Raw genomic sequence first — 18268 nt, 5'->3', positions numbered from 1 at the left:
TCAAGGGGGTATACTATATCAGGACAGATATGCGTTAATAGGGTATAATTTCATAATTAGGTTAATAATTGGTTTGGTAAAATCCTGAAGTTCCCCACTTCAGGATTTTTTTCTTACTAGGCCTCTACGACTTACGTTTTCTGCCTTCAATACGGCTTTGAGCTCCTTTTCGTTTCTTCTATCTTTGCCGCCATGCAGCGGACCTCCTTGATTCTTTTATTCCTCTTATTTGTTTTTCAAAGCTTTGCCCAGCGCTATATCGAAGGCCGTGTCACACGGGTAGCCGATGGCGATACCTTTACGATGCTGGACAAGCACAAAAAGAAAATACGCGTCCGTTTCTTCGGAATAGACTGTCCCGAGATCGGTCAGGAATATGGGCGTACTGCCAAGAACTTCACCTCTTCGCAGGTGTTGGACAAAAAGGTCAAAGTAGAAGTGATGAGTAAAGATCGATACGGACGTGTTGTTGGCATCGTATGGGTAGATCGATATACTGATCTGAATCTAAAGCTCATCCAAGCCGGCTTGGCCTGGGACTACCCATCCTACAGTAAGAGTGACGCGTACCAGCAAGCCGAGCTAAAAGCAAGAACACGCAAGGTCAATATCTGGTCGCAGCGATCCCCCATGGCCCCTTGGGATTATCGGAAGATGATGAGCAAGAAGAAGAAAAGTTGAGCAAATGTATAACTACCGCCCCAGCGAAGTCCGTTCTAAGAGCACCGGAGTCCTTCTCAGCAGCTAGATAGCTGTCAATGACAGATGAAAATTGATTTTTCAGAAGCCCTGATTCGGTTATTTACAGGTTATATTACGGGGTGCAATGAGCTTCTGATGTGTAGAAGAACGACATGCCTTAGATGAGGCACATCAAAAAAACGATTATCTAAGTTTTTCGATCTCCGATTCGGACAGATGGAGCAACTCAGCTATCATCTTTGGATCAAAGCCTTTGTCCAACATTGTCTTCGCAGTCTCCAGTTTCATCTCTTCACGACCCTTTTCAAGTCCTTGTTCAAGTCCTTGTTCGATTCCTTGTTCGATTCCTTGTTCTAGGCCCTGAGCAAGTCCCTTCTCTAATCCTTGTTGAAGTCCCCTTTCCACGGCACGCTCCTCTAAGATAATCCTTGTTTGCTCAATGGAATACGCGTCCCATTTTCTTTTTAAACTAACATCATACATTTGTCTGTCCTCCTTATTCATATTACTATATTCTGCGATATCAAACAGCTTCTCAAAAATTGGCTTACGCATATACAGTGGTAATTTGTCCATCTTGGACATGTTCTTCAAAACGTAAAGCCAACAATCGAAATCAGTCTCAAGTTCAACCTCTTGCTTAACAAAGTTAACCAAAGAAATATAAATAAAGCCATACTCATCGTAAAATACCCGACCTGTATCTCTATGGCACAGGCAGATATCATGAATATAGTCCAGACCATTACCACCGGGCATGGGAAAACCATCCAATATAACGATTACGTATACCTCCGAAATCTTGTAATCCCATTCTCTTCTGCGTCCTTTAGGAGCCTGATCCGAAATGATCTTACTGCCATAATAAAGCATTCGCCGTTTCAGATTGAGTTGAGAAGTCCTTTGCACCTCAATGGCAAACTGCTCTCCATTCGACCCGATGCAGGTCAAATCAAAGACTACCCCACCCATACTGTCGCTGTCGCCCACATGCTCATTCTTGTTGTAATGAAGATCCTTGATTTCCTTGCGCCCCGCAAAGACACCATTCAGAAAAGACAACAATAAATCCTTGTTGACCTCAGTCCCAAATACCCTCTTGAAGCTGAAGTCCGTCGTTAGATTAATGTATTTGGAATTACCCTCATACCGATCCTCTTCCATTGGCTCCTCTAAAGCCAATAAAATTTCATCATAATCATAGTATTCTATCATAGCTCATTGTTTATAAACAGTTAAAAATCAAAAGCTAATATAACCATAAAAAACAATAAATACTAATTATTTTAGCAACAAAATAAACAGCCTGTCACTGACCAACGCTGATCAAACTTGATAAACGCTCTTGCAAAATCCAATAAATAAACTTATATTTATACTACTATAGTATTATTTAGATATAAAAAACGAAAACAAATAACATCATGATATCACTTATGTCTACATCAAAGGCGCAAAAAAAAATAGCTGATCACGTACGTGATAGGCGTCTTGTGCTGGAGCTTACTCAAGATGGATTGTCACAGCGCTCGGGGGTACCATTGGCTACATTACGTAAATTTGAACAGAAAGGAATAATATCACTCGAATCGTTACTGAAAATACTTGTAGTCGTTGGTGGCCTAGAAGATATTATAGTGGCGCTAGAACCTGACAAACCCACCTTTACATCGATTGACGATGTTCTGAAGGAAGAATATACAGCTTATCGCAAAAGAGGACGGAGGAAATAATGAAGACAGTAAGAGAAATTAAAGTTGGCTTATGCTTCGGCAAGAATATACAGCCTGTTGGACGCCTGGCTATGCGCGACCAGATCGTATATTTTGAATACGATGATACATTCATACAGCATGGATTAGAAATTTCTCCCTTTCGTCTCCCTTTGCGGGGCGGAGTGCTTAACCTACCTACACGACCGTTCGAAGGATTAGCTGGCGTATTTAATGACAGCCTACCCGATGGATGGGGCCGACTCCTCTTTGATAGGCTGGCTAGGTCCCAAGGTATGCTTCCTAGTGAAATATCTCCTTTAGACCGTTTAGCCCATGTTGGTTTGTATGGCATGGGAGCATTGGTCTATGAACCAGACAACAGTCCTTCGGACAGCCACGAGCCCATAGACTTAGATTATCTGGCCACTCAGGCAGAAGAGATTCTAATAGGAAGTTCTGCAGATGTACTACAGGAACTATTAGCATTAAATGGTTCATCAGCAGGTGCACGTCCCAAGGCTTTAATCGGTGTGGATGAAACGTATTCAAAGATAACTTTTGGTGCCAAGCAACTGGATCATCAATACACCCCCTGGCTTGTCAAATTCTCCAATTCGCAAGATGGAAGCGATGCAGGTGCTATCGAGTATGTATACGCTTTAATGGCTAAGGAGGCTGGGCTAAATATGCCTGCTATACACTTATTTGATGCGAAAAATGGCGCAGGTTATTTTGCTGTAAAACGCTTCGACAGACATCAAGATCAGCGGTTGCACATGCATACTGCCAGCGGACTCCTACACAACGATTTTAGGATACCATCACTCGACTACGAAGATCTTGCAGGCTTAACATCAATACTGACCAAGGATGTACGTGAAGTCGAGAAGTTATTCCGCTTGGCAGTTTTCAATGTGCTCGCACACAATCGTGATGATCACGCCAAGAATTTCAGTTTTCTTATGGACAGTACCGGCGAATGGAAGCTTGCCCCGGCATATGATTTAACGTTTTCTTCGGGGCCTAATGGCGAACAAAGTACTATGGTCATGGGAGAAGGAAAGAAGCCAAGCTTACAACACCTCAAAAAGTTAGGCCTAGAAGCCAATTTAAGCAAAAGCAATATAGATGAGATAATTGAGCAGACGCAATCTGCATTAAGCAAATGGACAACGTTGGCAAAAAACCATAATGTAAGCAATTCAAACATACAACTGATTTCTAAAACATTAAACGAAATATCCTAAACAAACAAGCCCCCGATCATCTCGAGGGCCGTCCAAATATCAGGTATTCTCATACCCATTACTCACTACTCAATACTCACTACCAATTACTACTCTCTCCTCCGCTCCAGCCATCGCGACATCAGATAACTCACCAGCGTACCCAGTGCCGCCATCACCACCGTCTGTAATAGATCTCCAAGCGTAACCGACGCCCAGAGACTACATAAAGTACCACCTAGGGTACCTGCACGTATATCGTTTGTTCTCATGTGTTTTTATTGTTAACATGCGCAGTGAAACGAAGTCCCGATTTATCGGGAATATCTCGTTCATTGGATAACTGTCTTCACTTTCCTCACTATTCTTGAAACAGACTGCTTTCCCGAAACAAATTCGGGACAGGCGCTCCTACGCTCGCAGTGACGTGCTTTGTCTATTCGTCTTCCTCCTTCTCACTCGTCATTGTCTCCAACACCCCCAGCCCTACAGCGATATACTTGATAATATTCAGTGCCTTTCCCGGCAGCTTGATCGGAGCCAGCAGCAACACCTGTACCGCCTGGCTTATTTTCTTGATGATTTTATGCATTTTTTTTAATAATTAAAGTTAGAAGGGCTAGCGTTAAACCGTAAATAAGCTAAATCGTGAAGCCTTTACTTTTTAACAGTTTTACGATTTCACTCTTCCTAACTCGATAACCTTGTAACTTTATACCCCTGTAACCTAACTCTCTAACCTTGTTAACTAGATAACTCGTTCACTCGATCACTTGTTAACTCCCTCACTTAATAACCAAATACACCTCCCCACCCATATCCCACAGTCCATACACCAGTGCTTTCAGTTCGCCGAGTGCTTTGCGGCTTTCCGAGCCGGTACCTTCGCCTGTCAGTTCGGTCACCGGAGCGATACAGCCCAGCAGTTCGCGCTGTGCGTCATTGGCCGCATGGATCAGGATCGCTTCGCGTCCCAGTACATTCGGTATGCCGATCTGCTCACCGTGCTTGGTATAGGTACGCTTGACCAGTTTGTAGCGTCCCGTAGGGATACAGCTCATGCGCTGCATGTTATTGCGCCAGGGCAATTCGATGGTATGACAGATCTGCTCGCCCTGATACGAGATCGTCCCATTTGTCCCCCGCTCTCCGTATATCCGTCGGAGATGTAAGGTGTGTTGATTGTTCATTGTTTTTTTAAGATTAAGTAATGGAGGTGAGCCTTATATCGGCCTGGAACTGTTACACAGGCTTCCCGAAGACAGGTTCGTAAACTATCTCGTCATCCCGACTAAAGTGGAGGGATCTAAAAGCTATATTTTTAATCCTATACAGCTAATAGACCTCTCCACAAGGTCGAGGTGACGGGTTAACGTAATTTACTTCACTCCTCTCACCTTCTCGTCACCTTCACTTATGGTCTGTCCACCGCTGCAAAAGTCAGCGCATTGTACAACCCGTTAGCCAACGGATAGTACGCACCGTTGACCTCCTGAAAGTACCCGATACCTACCAGTACGATCACCGCCTTGGCCGGATCAGCTGTCAGTACTGCCGTCAGATCCACCTGCTCAGGGCCCATCGACAGCACATCGATGTACGGTGAGCTTTCCACAACCACAGGCACATCTTCCGAATCGGCACTGTACTCCAGTACCGCCAGCGTGAATCGTGCATGTGTGGCTCCCTCCAGTCTAGCGATCTTACTGCGGGGCGAAAAAGCCCCCGTAGCCAGCGTCGCTTCACCCCCGGTACGGTCGTACGCATACTGCAGCTTACCGTAGAACACCGTTGTCAGCGAAGCCGTCGTGTTGCACTCCAGACCGGTCAGCATTGGCAGGTTCTCCGCCAGCACACGGCGCTCGCCACGCTCATTGACCGAATCCGCCTTGATCACGGCCGACATCCGCGACGATAGACGTTGCGAGATACGGCTGTCCACATTCTGCTCAAAGAGCTCGCGCAGCTGCTCCCGCAACTTTTTGGTAGCCATATTGGCCCTGCCGAACTCCATCCCGTTTTCCCGTGTACGCTGGAATCGTGGATCCGTAGCAATACGCTCCGCCGATACCCCACCTTTCATACGCACCTGGTACGAACCATCCTTTGTTTTGAAGAAAGTCAGATCCCCGATCTGCCCTTTCATCTTAAGTAATCCTTCTAATCTTGCCATTTCATTTATCTGATGTTGACAAGTCAAATTTGGCAATCCTATTTTTAAGGTCAGTTCGATATGCTAGTTAATGCATCATTTGAGCACAAACAGTTCAAAATGCTCGAAATGAGCAGAAATGACACTTGTACACAAAAGTGATAATGGCTAATTTAGCCAAGCATCGATTTGGAAAAGTCCGCTCAGGAGAGAGAGCATGGCACGATCATCAAGCGTTATACCTGCGTATGTCAAGTAGTCTCGAAGCGTTAACAGTGCGTTATGAGTGTAGTCTAAGACATCGAATTACGCATACAGCGGTATAGCCCGAGATTGGAATATGTAAAGCTTCAGAACAGGAGCTTTTGAGCAACGGAATCCAGTTCGTCGTAGCGTAATCAGATTTAAGAACCTAAAAGAAAAGAGTACTATGAAGCGACAAAGACTATGTATCTACCCGCAAGATGTAAGCAATATTTTAGGCAAGAGCCTCTCCCAGTCGAGACGCATACTAGCCTGCATACGAGATAGCTATGGCCGGAATGAGAATCAGTATATCAGCATACGTGAATTTGCCGAGTACACCGGTCTGGACGAAGAAGACATCCGGAATCAGCTTACCTAACCCATCATGACAATTGGCTTGAATAGATGGAGAGAGCTATTCAGCCTCGCCAAGTCATTTTCTATTTATAAAATCGAGAATGTCCGCAGCATGTCGTTTATAATAAACCCCAGACACCTCAATCGGCTCTTTCATATGCAATACCACAATACTCAACCTATCATCCAGATTAGTATAGCTTAAGATCGCCTCGGGCATTACAGCATAATTCCGCGACACATGCATCATCCCCGTAAAATACGTAGTAACCAGAGCGTGCAAGGACTGTACCGGCACATAATAAAGCTCCCCTCTGATATCGATCACCTTACACACATAGCTCTTGCCTTCCTTACCCACTTCGGCGTAGGATACTTTTTTCTCCGTGAGCACCACCGGACCATCTGCCGACTTTATTTCCAAGCGCTTGAGTTTTTTCTCCTCTTGAAAAGGTGCAGAAGGCACAGCTCGCTCCTTGATGAGTTTTTTTAAGTCTGCTATGGTAGCCTGTAGCAAATCGATCTCTACACTTTCCTTCTTAAGCTTTTCGTTTTGCAGCTTTAAAGCTTCTATTTCAGCGGCATTACGTTGCGCTAGTGCTTCCGATTGCACCTTTTCCAGCGACATGTTAGCGATTCGCCCTTCCTGTGTCACCTTAATCCGTTCCTGATCCCTAGCCCATGCCACTTCAATACGCACCCGCATCCAAAAATTAAGAATCAACAATAAGCAAACGAAAAATATGATATCAGACTGATGGTTAGGATCCAGCACGATACGATCGCTGTATAACCACTGTATCATCCAAGACACAATCTGAAAAGACAGCAGCATACCCCACAATACATGCACCGCTATAGCCCCCGAGATATTTACCCTCCAAAGATTCTTGTAATAAATAAAATAGGCAGCCAATCCCGCATTAAGCACTGTAGGTATGGCAATCAATAAAGTCTTGCCCATCACCATTAGCACTGGAGCGCTCATGATGTATTCAAAAGAAGTCACATTAAAAGGGAATAGTGCTACGAGGATAGCGGCTATCCCTACGACTACGACAAACCATCCCCAATTCAGAAATTGTAAATAACATTTTATTGAACTCCACATTTCAGTCTATTATTTTGGTCAGATAAATACGAATATAACAATAAAAAAAACGGTTGCTCCCGAAAGGCTAGCATTAAATAAGCCTTTCACAAGAGCTCGTTTCCCAAACGAACCTACTCGTTTGGGAAAAGAAGGGGTTCGTTTCAATTATTAGGGAAAAAATTTGTTTGCCCTGCATTAACCCCTATTATTGTTTTTATAAACTTTAATCAACAAATATGGAAACCAAAAAATTCCCCTTCGAAACAAACGGCGTGCAAGACTGGAAAGACCAACTTTATGCGTCATCAGATCAAATCATCCAACAAGAACAACAGCTCATAGCCTTGGATCCGTCCAAATGGATACCACTCCGCTTTGAGCTGGATGAATCACAGATCGACTACATGCACAGCCTAGGCGAGATCACGCTCGATCAGATCGGAAGAGACATCAACGAAGCAATCAACAACCGTGCAGACATCACCTTACGCAGGGACAAACCCATCCCCGTAGTTCAAGACAGTGGGTCTGTGCGACAAACACCACCGCAGAACAGTAAGGTCGCAGACAGCGCCAAGCAATACAACCCTATGCCGACGGATAGCGGATCTAATCTTAAAAAAGGACAGGATAGTCTGGTCTCCTTAAATTTTCACTTTTACCACGTCGAAAACTATGTATAGCCATGACACATGAACCAGATTATGAGAAGCCCCTATATGATTGTCTGCAAGCCATAGCTCCGCTACCTCCCGATCTCTGGCTTGATCTATTAGCCCATATAGAGATCAAGCACTACAGCAAAAACCGAAACATCGCAGGACAGCTATTTGATATGCATATTGTGCTAGCCGGTACGATAGTAAAGCGCCGCGACGAGAAAAGCAACGAAAACAGTGATGTGCTCGATTTTATCAGTCCCAGGCAGGCTATCTATCATATCGAGCGCATAGACAATTGCTATTTCGAGGCCGATAGCAGCAGTACACTAGCACTGATAAGCCGTGAACAGCAGGATACACTACTCAACAAGCACCCTATATTCAATAGGCATCTTCGGCATTTCATTGTCGAAGTACTAAAAAGCAGAACTTTTCGATCCAAATTGGTCAATCTGCAAGGAATCGAGAAAAAGACACTGTTCAAGAAGGCGTATCCAGATGCCTATCGCGATTGTGCCATCAAGGACAAGAGCTCCTTTTTAGGACTGACACCTACCTACTATAGCAGTCTCGACATATAGCACCACAGAAAATGGCCTAAATCTGCTTCAGGCCATTTTCTGCAAATCAGCTATAACCCCAATACCAAATACTTTGCGTGTGTAAGCAAAGTATTTGGCTCTTGAATCTAAAACATTGGGGGTCAATATGCTAAATACTTGCAATCGGATACAGCCACCCTCAGCCTAACTTTACATTATCAATCTATTCCGGTATTGACTATGATACTCTCTCCCATAGTTGGTAACAGAATACATGGACAAAGTAAGATGAACAATATGCAACGCAAAAGAATATATCCGAGCCCCCTTCCAAGGCAGACCAACGAGCACCGTCGGGTACCTAGCCACGTACCGATGGTACATACAGGCTACATCCGTATAGATGAGGTGCAGGCTACTGCTGGAAGCCGGTTAAGCTATACTTTGCAATGCAGCAGCCCTGCCCTATGGCACTGGCGTAAATTTGCGGTATTCCCCGCAAGGCGGTATACGGGGAAATCAAAAGTGGTACGGCCGAACAAGGAGTCCCGACGCCGGGTGCCACATGTCTGCTACGAACAGACTAGACCATGGGGCCAATGTGACTGCAGCATATTGTGATCAGTTAAAACGAATTATGATAGTTAGGTAATTAAAATCATAAGCTTATGGCATGGTTTAATTTGAAGCCCAGCGGTGACCCTTCGGTTCCCGCTGACTATACATTAGCGACAACACCTCCTAGTTGTGGTAGCACAGAAGAAAAAATCTGTGCAATCAATGCAACAAACAATGGTAGTGGTCAACCTATTTTGGACGCACCTCTTTTGCTCCAAATGGTGAGAGCATTACAGTTCGAGGCGAACGAAGCTGATGTACAGTTGAAGGCGCGTTAATCCCTAGTGGATTACGACAAGTTGATTCCTAGGGCAGATCAACTAAAATAAGCATTGCTAGACTTTAGAAAGGGCATGGATTGTATCCATGCCCTTACAGTTTAAAGGTTATTTCCGTTCCGAAAGCTCCTCGACCACCACTACCTCCATCTCCGCCATCCCATATTCGGCTTTGATCCCATAAGCGGCCAATTGTATATTCAGTTCCTCCAGAGACCTGTAGGGATAGATCTCCATCTTCACCTCCGACTTCACACGATCCAGTACAGGCGGAAACTGCTCGCTATAATCGGTCATTCCTGCAAATGCAGTGGTGCCAAGATAAGTCATGCTTTTCTGTCCTTTTGGAGGTATATAGGCCCTAATCGCAATAGGTTTAAGTTCCAAGACCTGCATAAGCTTCAGTCCCTCGTAGACTTTGACGCCAAAGAATGTCTCAAAGTCCTTTAATACAGTCCGTGCCTGCAACGAGTCTGAACGAGCTATACTATCGTAGCGCTCATAGCAGATTTTATTTGCCATATCCCAATAGGGGGCGTTGGCAAAGTTATAATAACGAATGGAGTCCTTCACCTTCCAGACCACCCTATCCATACGAGGAATGTACAGGGATTGTTGCAGTCGAGCTTTAGCCGAAAGGGATTTCAATGCGGCAAAAATAGACGCGTTATACAACGAACTCTTGATCAGACCTGATAGGCTATCCCGTTCAAACCTCCAGCCCTGATATGGGACGCCATCCTGATAACCCATAATCGTTACTCCGATTTTCTTTTGGCTATCCGACAGTTCCCGTTTGCCAAAATCATCTTTCAACGGCAGCTCTATAACTCCTTCTTTATACAGTTTTTGGATATTCCCTTCGGTTATAAAGTTGCTCGTTGTTATAGCCTGTACTTTTCCGCGATAAAGGAGTACAGCATGAGGTACCGAGCGGTGCGGAAACAAACTTTTCAGGTAACTGTCCGCATAGATGACGGGAAGGTTTACTTTATTTTCCCTAAAATACGCATTCGATGAAAACAGCTTTTCTAAAGTACCCCTGTCCTGCCAACCGACTAAAAGAACCTCAAACATATCAGGATACTGCTCCCGCAACTGCTGTAGCTTAGGCATCGCCTCGATGCAACTACCACAGGAAGTATCAAAAAACTCCAATAACACGATTTTATTTTCCAGCATCTTCCAATCCCCCCTCTTCAATCCCCCTCGCATCAGCTGTACGGTAGATGGTGCTGTAAATATATCCCCCACATATAGTCGTCTACTCAAATCTGGCACCCATTTGGCCTGAGCCTGTACAATTCCAGTTCCTAGAACCAGACCTATAATCATCAATAATAAACCTCTCATGTGCTATCTTATATTTTGTGGTATTCCCCCTACCTTAACTAGTGTTTCCGATAAGCGAAACGCATAACGCAGATCACCTGCTGGCAAATCGTACTGCTCCGTACCTAATTGACGGCTTGAAGTCTTCTTAAACCGATTATCTAGATTTAATCGCTTTAGATCAGACCATCTACGCCCTCTAAAAACCAACTCTTTACGTCTCTCTTCCAAAACTGTTTTTAATAATCGTTCTGGATCGTTCTCATTTATAGCGGGATAAAGAACATCCTTGCTCCACCTCGACTTACGCAACGTATTAATTGCCGACAGCGCCTCCGAAATCTTTCCAATACGACAAGCAGTCTCAGCCTTCACGAGGTAGATTTCACTGGTAGTGATTCCCATGAACAGCTCAAAGCTATTCTCATTATACCCACCCTTAAAAAGATAGGTTCCAACTATGTTTGGATTGGGTTTAAAGAAAATTCCTTTACGTAGATCATCTGGAGCATACGAATTGTAGAGCTCCGGGGCTATGATGGCATTCATACCGGACATAAGACCAGTTGATACACTGGATATAGGAACAAGCACTTCGATATTAAATTGCTTGATAGGCGATTCGTCTGTAGCTTTCAGCGTATTATAATCCATTAGCTCAGGCCTCAACTGCAGGCAAGAATCTGCATACTGATAGGCATTATTAAAATCCCCCATATTCAGGTATGCCCGTGCCAATCCACCGTAGGCAGCGGCCTTGGATGGCCTGCCCCGCACCGATTCCACCATAGGAAGATACTGTACCGCTTTTTTTAAATCCTTTAATATCTGATCATAGGTCTGCTGCAGGGTAGCTCGAGTGGATTTGTCATCTACACCAGGACTCAATCTCAAAGGAATCCCCATATCCGCAGATGCAGTATTGGGCTGATAAGCGAGACAATGCACCTCTGTCAATACCTGAAAAGCAAAAGCCCGGAAGAAATGTGCCATACCAAGATTTCTATTAAAATTGGTGCGATCCTGCTGTGGATCAACCTTGCTTAATATATCTATTGTCTGATTGGCATAGTACACCGCTTTATAGGGGCGCTGCCATTGCGCCACATCTATATAGGGCTTATCTGCCCAGATATAGGCATTGCGGTAATCTTCCATACCCGACTCCCAAACCTCTTTAGTAACGTAATAATCGTCAATTCCCAATTCCCCCCATATCGGATAGCCCATATTCATCGTTCCATAATCATTCAACAAATGGGTAGCGTCATCTATCGTAAGTGGAACCACCATTTTGATATCCTGCTTCTTGTCCAAGAACTCATTACAGGCCGAAAGACTCAGTAAACAAACAATTGCATTTATACATAGTAACTCTTTCATTTTCATCATCATTAAAAGTTAAAATTGATTCCAAGTGAGGCAGAAATCGGATCAGGGACGGATTTACCGTACTCGCTATCTATTCCTTTCTTATTGGCTCGCCATATTGTTCCTATATTCTGCACATAGGCATATACTCTAAAGTTTTTAAACCCGTATTGTGATAGTGTGGGGATCGAAAGACTTCCCTGTATATCACGAAGTTTGATCTGATCACCACGCTCGATCAGGGCAGACGAACTGCCGTATACTTTTGACGCTCCATCATTTATGGGGTAATTGAATGTAGGTACATCCGTCCAGGCCTCATCGCCTGGCTTCTGCCAACGTGATGCATAATCGGGATGGCCTAGGCCATCGTTAAAGAAATAATCCGCACGAAAGGTCTGTCGAATAAACTTATGCCCCAGTTGATAGGAAATATTCCAGGATAGATCAAGGTTTTTATAACGCAGACTATTACGCCAGGAACCAAAATAGCGCGGTCGCTGGGTACCAAACTCTTTCAGCGATGCTGTATTTCCATAGAGCAACGCATTATAATCCTTGGTCATCTCGCCATTTAAATAAGCGCGAGGCAAACCATCATCTGGATCTAATCCTGCCCAATCGAAAGCCAATAAGCTGTAGAGATCCCGTCCTTCATAAGGAGTCATCTGGACAGCCTCCGCCTTGCTTACATTGTACATCGCGATATCATTAGAGATATAAGCTTTCAGTACCTTGGTACGACCGTTAGAAAATACAAGATTCGAATTCCATTCCCAAGTCTTACTACGGATAGGCTTTGCATTAATAGAGATGTCCCACCCCTTGGTCAATAGGTCTGCAGTATTTATGGTCAGGTGTGTAAATCCTACCGATGGATCTACTTCGGCCTGAGCGATCAGGTCTTTGGCGTGTTTATGATAATACTCTATCGATCCGAAAAGCAGGCCATCTTTCGTCCCGAAGTCTAACCCAAAGTTGAGATTTGCTACGCGCTCCCACCGCAGATTGGGATTGGGAGGTCTATTGATAAATCCGTAGGGCTGTCCCGTAATATAGTGCTGTTGGCTTTCAATGGTCATGATCGGCAATGGTGAGGTACTGTTATTGACATTACCATTGTAGCCATATGTAGCCCGCAGCTTTAGGTAGTTGAAGTAACTGTCTGCCATAAAGTCTTCCTTCGAGAGAAGCCAAGCTAACCCTGTAGACCAAAAAGGCTGCCCACGATCATTGGCTTTCACACCAAAAAGATTGGAGGCATCCCTCCGTAGACTACCGCTCCAAATATATCGCTGCTTGAAGGTATATGAACCATTCATGTAGAAAGCTAGAAATCGATTGGTAAGCGATTCCATACGATTATAATCAATAATTCTACTCACCCCTGCTTTACCGTTGAATCTTCTGATCTCCTTACCAAACTCCACCTGCTTAAATGTTCCGTCCTGCGGATTGTATCCATAGTATTGATGAATCTTTAGATCCTTCTGCAACTCTCTTATATCAAATCCACCGAGAAAGCTAACGGTATGTTGATCGCCAAACGAACGATCAAAAGCAAGATTAATCCGAGCTTGGTGGGCATAATGGTTCCAGTCCAACCCCACAAAAGTATCACCAAGTGGATAATTCCATACGACCGTATTGTCATTCCACTCCGCAAACGCATTTGCATTATCCCTTGCTAGAAAAGTCTCTCCACTCCGCCAATTACTGATTGGATTGTTATTCCGCTGATAGGCATACATACTGTGCAAGCTCAGTCCAAAATCAAACTTATAACGCGCATCCAACTGCATCAGCACCTCCCTTGTCTTCTGCACCTGATCGGTTAAAAACAGCTCATCCAAAGGAATATAAGTGTATGGCTGTAAGAGACCGCCACCTACAGTATCTCGGTACATAGGGCTGAGCCCCGAAATTTCTACAGGTAAATGATTGCCGTTTGCGTCAGCCAACTGAATATAAGGTGGACTCGTACCACCAATAGCTAAACCATTATAATTAGCGTAATCCCAACTTTCCTTTTTCTTAGATTCGGTATAGGTAGTAGATAGATCTAGCAATAGATTTTTGACAGGTCGAACCTGCACGACTCCTTTCGCATTAATCCGTTGATAGTGTTCGGTAATGAGTGTAGCCAGATTCTTATCATAGCCCAGTCCCAAAGAGAAGTTGACTTTATCCGACCCCTGCGTTAATCGAATACTATGCTGTTGTTTAATTTGAGGTCGATAAATATACTTCATAAAATCATCCCGTACATCGATCTTTCGCAAGCGGTCAAGCTCCGCCTCCAGTTCTTCTTCCGTTATCTTCTTGTCTGTAGCATCTTTCAACAACCAGACCAGTGGCTCTACATTTCTATTCCATTGGTTGAATCGAGACTTGTATTTGCCTTTATCGTAGAAAAGGCGGGTAATATCAATATAATCCGAAGTAGGTAATACTTTGTATTTATAGAGATCTGGCTTTTGAATGACTGTCAAGTTACTATTGAAACTAAGCTGCGCTTTCTGATTAAACTTACCACGTTTCGTTGTAATCACGATAACGCCATTGCCCGACTGCGCGCCCCATATCGAGGCTGCCGCAGCGTCTTTCAATACCGTGATGTTCTCCACGTCATTGGGATTGATGTTATTAAAAGCGGCCAAGCCATAGTCAGCCATATTATTCTCGTAAGGAACACCATCGATAACTAACAATGGATAAAGATTTGGTCCTAATGTGCTGACACCACGAACGTGCATATTTAGATAGTTGCCCCGACCTGAGGCAAAGGTCTTATCTGTTGACAGCCCTGGCACGACATCTTCCAACCGGCTCAGGATATCCGTAGACACCTTCCTGTTGAATAAGGCCGAGTCGATAAACTCAAAGCTCCCCGTAGCTCGTTCTTTGGGTATCTTCTGGTATCCGGTAGATACGACTTCGACTTCTTCAATCTGTTTTTCATTGGCCTGTAGGGCGATATTCAATATTGTAGCTGTATTCTCATAGGCAACCCGTTGCTCCTTGTATCCGATATGTTTTATTAGTAATACTCCTGTAGGCTTATCTACATTGATCGTAAACTTCCCTTCCCTGTCCGTGCGCGTATACTTCTTGTCTACGCTGACAGATACTCCTTCTATAGGCTTACCATCTACGACAGATGATACCACACCTCTAAGTACGGTTTGTGTTAGGCCTTTGGCTTCCTGCCCGAAGGCAGGAGAAACCAAATAGCCAAGACACAACACACAAAAAATCATAAACACCACGTCACTGCGCTGTGTCCCGAATTTACTTCGGGAAGTGAAGTGAAGCAATCTGCTTTTATTTTGCATTTTCGAGCAGACATAGCCCTGCCCTTGCGGCAATTCTCTCCCACCCCTAAAAAATTGTCTCATTTTTAAGTTCATTTTTTGTGACCTGTCCGATCGTCATTTCGATTGGAGCGAAGCGGAACAGAGAAATCTAACTCCTTGACCCACGAGGCCACACTGTTTTAAATAAAAAATTAACTGAATGAAATCGAGGAAATGCCTTTGCGGTCTATAATTGGGATCTTAGGTTTTAATTGGCAAATACAACGATCTAAGTCATCAATAATGACTTTTAGTCCTTTAGGATTAAGGAGGAATTTTAATCTTTCTTTTGCTTTTTTTCCTTATCATAGCTCGTTTAGTTTATAAAACGAGCCTCATTCGGAGAGATACCATGAAGAAACTATAGCTGGGCTCTACACCGTGCTATAAGGATTCGACGCCTGCTAATACGGTTACAGTAGAGGCCCATATGCTATAGTTATGCGCGAATTTACATAAAATATCCATATGGGCATTAATTCTACCATCTCGATTAGCTTTTTAATGTCGAATTTTATAGCCGAGACTCTTTGATTAATGCTTAAAATACTAAACAAATTTAATTCTTTACTAACCACGAAAAGAACCAAACACATAATCTAATAACAGGATACTCTTTGTAACTGTCAGGAACATTTTATATATTTACACTAATAAATCAAAGCTATTATGAATACTGAAAGTTCAGCTAATGAGATTTTTTCAACGATTGGAAAGAATCTGCACACAGTAAGACACTCTTTAAAGTTAACGTTAGAAGCGGTTGCGATTGAACTAGATATTACGCACCCGGTTTTAAGTAAGATAGAAAATGGCAGATATCCAGGGCTTAGTATGGTATTACTGATTAAACTATGTGATTTCTATAGTATCACTCTCGCTCAGGTCTTAAATATTGAAGGTCACCAGATTTTCAACTATTCTCAATATATTAATCAGCCATCAGGTAACCATACCATGACAAATAACATAGCCGATGGTTATGAGCAAGCAATACAAGCTCTTAAAGAACACGTTGATCAACTAAAGTCCCAAAATCAAGAATTGATTAACAAATTATTAAGCTTAAAATATTAAATTTAGAATAATAAAATCACATCATGATAGATAACAGAATTGACTTAGTTGTACTTTTCAGAAAAGCAGGCAAAAATATTGCAGCACTTCGTAATATTCGAAAATTATCTTTAGAAAAACTCGCTTCTGAATTAAAAATCACCATAGATCAATTAAAAGCAATTGAGGAAGGAGAAGATATAAATCTCTCACTAGGTAAGTTTGTTGAAATAGCAAACTATTTCAACTGTACTTTACAGCAGATTTTGGACCTACAAATATATCAGGTGCTAAATCATAGTCAATATATTGCAGGTGGAGATAGAGACGTTCATTATACCAATGAATTAAAAGGTGGATATGAAGTTTATACGAATTACCTGAAAGACGAGATTCAAGAATTAAAGGCTGAAATAGCAACATTAAAGAAAAATTGATACTTCCTTCACGATCCGTTACTTGCAACCCAATATTTGGAGTAACTCATAAAAGTTGTTAGTGCTTATTCTCAAAATGGCGCCGTTATTTGCGGATAAAGAGCTTGCGCTGTTCAAGGAATAAATAAACATTATACAAAATAGCCCTCGCGAAGACGCAAGGGCTATACCAAACCAATTATAAACCGCTAGCGCGGAACCTTTCTTATGAATATATAAATATAACATTTATACATCTATAATACTATAGGATACAAATTAACGTTCTAAATCGAGTACTCCCAAAGGACCAAATCTAGTATGATATTGAGTTGTTTCTTAGAAAAAGATAGCATTTATAGCTGTCCTTCACTCCTAAATCCTCCATCTACGACCTCCATTTCGTAATTTGCGACCAAGTTCTCAAATGTCGATCCAAACATTAAAATATGAACGCTAATGGAAGACAAATATGATAATATCACCACCAAAAGTGGGGAAGAACAGGATGCTCCGGTATGCATCAAAGGTCTTTTAGTAGCGGTTGGATTGATGCTTGTTACCAATAGGTCAAACTTATTGCGTGGTATAAATTTCAGCAATTGTTAAAAGATTTGGGTATTTCGGAGTGTTGATGCCAGTGATTTCGGTCAAACCGTGCCACTCAAAAGATCATACAATTATATAAAAAAGCTGTGATTATTCCTTTTTCAATATTCCTTTTCTTAAGGATTCACCTTTCAGGTCTATCCTATGCGAGGAGTTTACGATCCTGTCCAGTATTGCGTCAGCGATAGTCCCTTCACCGCCGATGATTTCATACCAGGCTGATACCGGTATCTGGGAAGATATTATGGTGGATCTTTTGCCATGCCTATCGTCTATGATATCCATCAATGTTTCCCGATCCTGGTTATCGAAGGCCTGCAGTCCGAAGTCATCGAGTATCAAAAGTTCCGACTTGGTCAGTTTTTCCAGCTCCTTGAGATATGTACCGTCAACCTTGCTCAGTTTCAGTCTCTTGATGATCCGGGCAGTTACTGTGTAGAGTGTTTTTATTCCAGTGAGACAGGCCTGGTGTCCCAGTGCCTGAGACAGGTAGCTTTTTCCAGTGCCGGAAGCTCCACAGATTATGATGTTTTCCTT

At 43.1% G+C, this 18268-nt stretch carries 22 protein-coding genes; 12 read left to right on the top strand and 10 right to left on the bottom strand.

Features of this window, described 5'->3' with window-relative positions; translation table 11 throughout:
- Window positions 1-192 precede the first annotated feature (192 nt).
- Window positions 193-681, top strand: a complete 489-nt coding sequence (locus M472_RS24055; RefSeq protein WP_021068360.1) for a thermonuclease family protein — start codon at window positions 193-195, stop codon at window positions 679-681.
- 204 nt (window positions 682-885) lie between these two features.
- Here the strand turns inward: M472_RS24055 and M472_RS24050 are convergent, their stop codons facing one another.
- Window positions 886-1917, bottom strand: coding sequence for an Rpn family recombination-promoting nuclease/putative transposase (locus M472_RS24050; RefSeq protein ID WP_021068359.1), 1032 nt, complete (start codon window positions 1915-1917; stop codon window positions 886-888).
- A gap of 221 nt (window positions 1918-2138) precedes the next feature.
- On the opposite strand from M472_RS24050, the gene M472_RS24045 reads away from it, so the two are divergent.
- A complete protein-coding gene (locus M472_RS24045) occupies window positions 2139-2435 on the top strand; it encodes an XRE family transcriptional regulator (protein WP_200859592.1) in 297 nt (98 codons plus the stop codon).
- Window positions 2435-3664 carry a type II toxin-antitoxin system HipA family toxin gene (locus M472_RS24040; protein ID WP_021068357.1) on the top strand — a complete coding sequence of 410 codons (1230 nt, stop codon included), beginning with the start codon at window positions 2435-2437 and terminating at the stop codon, window positions 3662-3664. Before M472_RS24045 ends, M472_RS24040 begins: the two co-directional genes overlap by 1 nt.
- A gap of 89 nt (window positions 3665-3753) precedes the next feature.
- Here M472_RS24040 and M472_RS45355 read toward each other — a convergent pair whose 3' ends face one another.
- From M472_RS45355 to M472_RS24030, 4 genes are all read right to left on the bottom strand, one after another.
- On the bottom strand, window positions 3754-3915 hold the full coding sequence (locus tag M472_RS45355; protein ID WP_158499856.1) for a hypothetical protein: 162 nt from the start codon (window positions 3913-3915) through the stop codon (window positions 3754-3756).
- Between the two features lie 164 nt (window positions 3916-4079).
- Window positions 4080-4235, bottom strand: a complete 156-nt coding sequence (locus M472_RS45350; protein ID WP_021068356.1) for a hypothetical protein — start codon at window positions 4233-4235, stop codon at window positions 4080-4082.
- A gap of 193 nt (window positions 4236-4428) precedes the next feature.
- A complete protein-coding gene (locus M472_RS24035) occupies window positions 4429-4833 on the bottom strand; it encodes a DUF5675 family protein (RefSeq protein ID WP_021068355.1) in 405 nt (134 codons plus the stop codon).
- Between the two features lie 224 nt (window positions 4834-5057).
- Window positions 5058-5816, bottom strand: a complete 759-nt coding sequence (locus M472_RS24030) for a hypothetical protein (RefSeq protein ID WP_021068354.1) — start codon at window positions 5814-5816, stop codon at window positions 5058-5060.
- Between the two features lie 143 nt (window positions 5817-5959).
- Here M472_RS24030 and M472_RS45345 point away from each other — a divergent pair, with 143 nt between their 5' ends.
- Both M472_RS45345 and M472_RS45110 read left to right on the top strand, forming a co-directional pair.
- Complete coding sequence (locus M472_RS45345) at window positions 5960-6121, top strand: hypothetical protein (protein WP_158499855.1); 162 nt, start codon at window positions 5960-5962, stop codon at window positions 6119-6121.
- Window positions 6122-6225: 104 nt separating this feature from the next.
- Window positions 6226-6420 carry a hypothetical protein gene (locus tag M472_RS45110; RefSeq protein ID WP_144062614.1) on the top strand — a complete coding sequence of 65 codons (195 nt, stop codon included), beginning with the start codon at window positions 6226-6228 and terminating at the stop codon, window positions 6418-6420.
- A 54-nt stretch (window positions 6421-6474) separates the two neighbouring features.
- Here M472_RS45110 and M472_RS24025 read toward each other — a convergent pair whose 3' ends face one another.
- Window positions 6475-7509, bottom strand: a complete 1035-nt coding sequence (locus M472_RS24025) for a hypothetical protein (RefSeq protein ID WP_021068353.1) — start codon at window positions 7507-7509, stop codon at window positions 6475-6477.
- Window positions 7510-7727: 218 nt separating this feature from the next.
- Here M472_RS24025 and M472_RS24020 point away from each other — a divergent pair, with 218 nt between their 5' ends.
- From M472_RS24020 to M472_RS24010, 4 genes are all read left to right on the top strand, one after another.
- Window positions 7728-8174: a hypothetical protein gene (locus M472_RS24020; RefSeq protein ID WP_021068352.1), complete on the top strand. Its 447-nt coding sequence runs from the start codon at window positions 7728-7730 to the stop codon at window positions 8172-8174.
- A gap of 2 nt (window positions 8175-8176) precedes the next feature.
- Window positions 8177-8734 carry a cyclic nucleotide-binding domain-containing protein gene (locus tag M472_RS24015; RefSeq protein WP_021068351.1) on the top strand — a complete coding sequence of 186 codons (558 nt, stop codon included), beginning with the start codon at window positions 8177-8179 and terminating at the stop codon, window positions 8732-8734.
- 249 nt (window positions 8735-8983) lie between these two features.
- Complete coding sequence (locus tag M472_RS45105) at window positions 8984-9316, top strand: hypothetical protein (protein ID WP_158499854.1); 333 nt, start codon at window positions 8984-8986, stop codon at window positions 9314-9316.
- A gap of 47 nt (window positions 9317-9363) precedes the next feature.
- Window positions 9364-9591, top strand: a complete 228-nt coding sequence (locus tag M472_RS24010; protein WP_021068350.1) for a hypothetical protein — start codon at window positions 9364-9366, stop codon at window positions 9589-9591.
- 108 nt (window positions 9592-9699) lie between these two features.
- Here M472_RS24010 and M472_RS44285 read toward each other — a convergent pair whose 3' ends face one another.
- The 3 genes from M472_RS44285 to M472_RS23995 are packed head-to-tail and all read right to left on the bottom strand — an operon-like array spanning window position 9700 to window position 15692.
- Entirely contained in the window at window positions 9700-10944 is a 1245-nt protein-coding gene (locus M472_RS44285) for a TlpA family protein disulfide reductase (protein WP_144062612.1), read from the bottom strand.
- Window positions 10945-10947: 3 nt separating this feature from the next.
- Window positions 10948-12306 carry a RagB/SusD family nutrient uptake outer membrane protein gene (locus M472_RS24000; RefSeq protein WP_158499853.1) on the bottom strand — a complete coding sequence of 453 codons (1359 nt, stop codon included), beginning with the start codon at window positions 12304-12306 and terminating at the stop codon, window positions 10948-10950.
- A gap of 11 nt (window positions 12307-12317) precedes the next feature.
- On the bottom strand, window positions 12318-15692 hold the full coding sequence (locus tag M472_RS23995; protein WP_158499852.1) for a SusC/RagA family TonB-linked outer membrane protein: 3375 nt from the start codon (window positions 15690-15692) through the stop codon (window positions 12318-12320).
- Between the two features lie 627 nt (window positions 15693-16319).
- Between M472_RS23995 and M472_RS23990 the strand changes: the two genes are divergently transcribed.
- The 3 genes from M472_RS23990 to M472_RS45340 all read left to right on the top strand — a co-directional run bounded on the left by M472_RS23990 (window position 16320) and on the right by M472_RS45340 (window position 17731).
- Window positions 16320-16727 (top strand): helix-turn-helix domain-containing protein, encoded by a 408-nt coding sequence (locus M472_RS23990; protein ID WP_021068346.1) that lies wholly within the window; start codon window positions 16320-16322, stop codon window positions 16725-16727.
- A gap of 23 nt (window positions 16728-16750) precedes the next feature.
- Window positions 16751-17143, top strand: a complete 393-nt coding sequence (locus M472_RS23985) for a helix-turn-helix domain-containing protein (protein WP_021068345.1) — start codon at window positions 16751-16753, stop codon at window positions 17141-17143.
- Window positions 17144-17581: 438 nt separating this feature from the next.
- The gene (locus tag M472_RS45340; protein WP_021068344.1) at window positions 17582-17731 is read left to right on the top strand and encodes a hypothetical protein; all 150 of its coding nucleotides are present in this window, start codon (window positions 17582-17584) and stop codon (window positions 17729-17731) included.
- Between the two features lie 90 nt (window positions 17732-17821).
- Here M472_RS45340 and M472_RS23980 read toward each other — a convergent pair.
- Window positions 17822-18268, bottom strand: a 447-nt coding sequence (locus tag M472_RS23980) for an ATP-binding protein (protein WP_021068343.1), incomplete at its 5' end; no start/stop codon positions are given.

Origin of the sequence: Sphingobacterium paucimobilis HER1398, assembly GCF_000416985.1 — a bacterium.
GTDB lineage: Bacteria > Bacteroidota > Bacteroidia > Sphingobacteriales > Sphingobacteriaceae > Sphingobacterium > Sphingobacterium paucimobilis.
The sequence above is the reverse complement of the archived record's forward strand: the minus strand, read 5'-3'. Positions and strand labels throughout refer to the sequence as shown.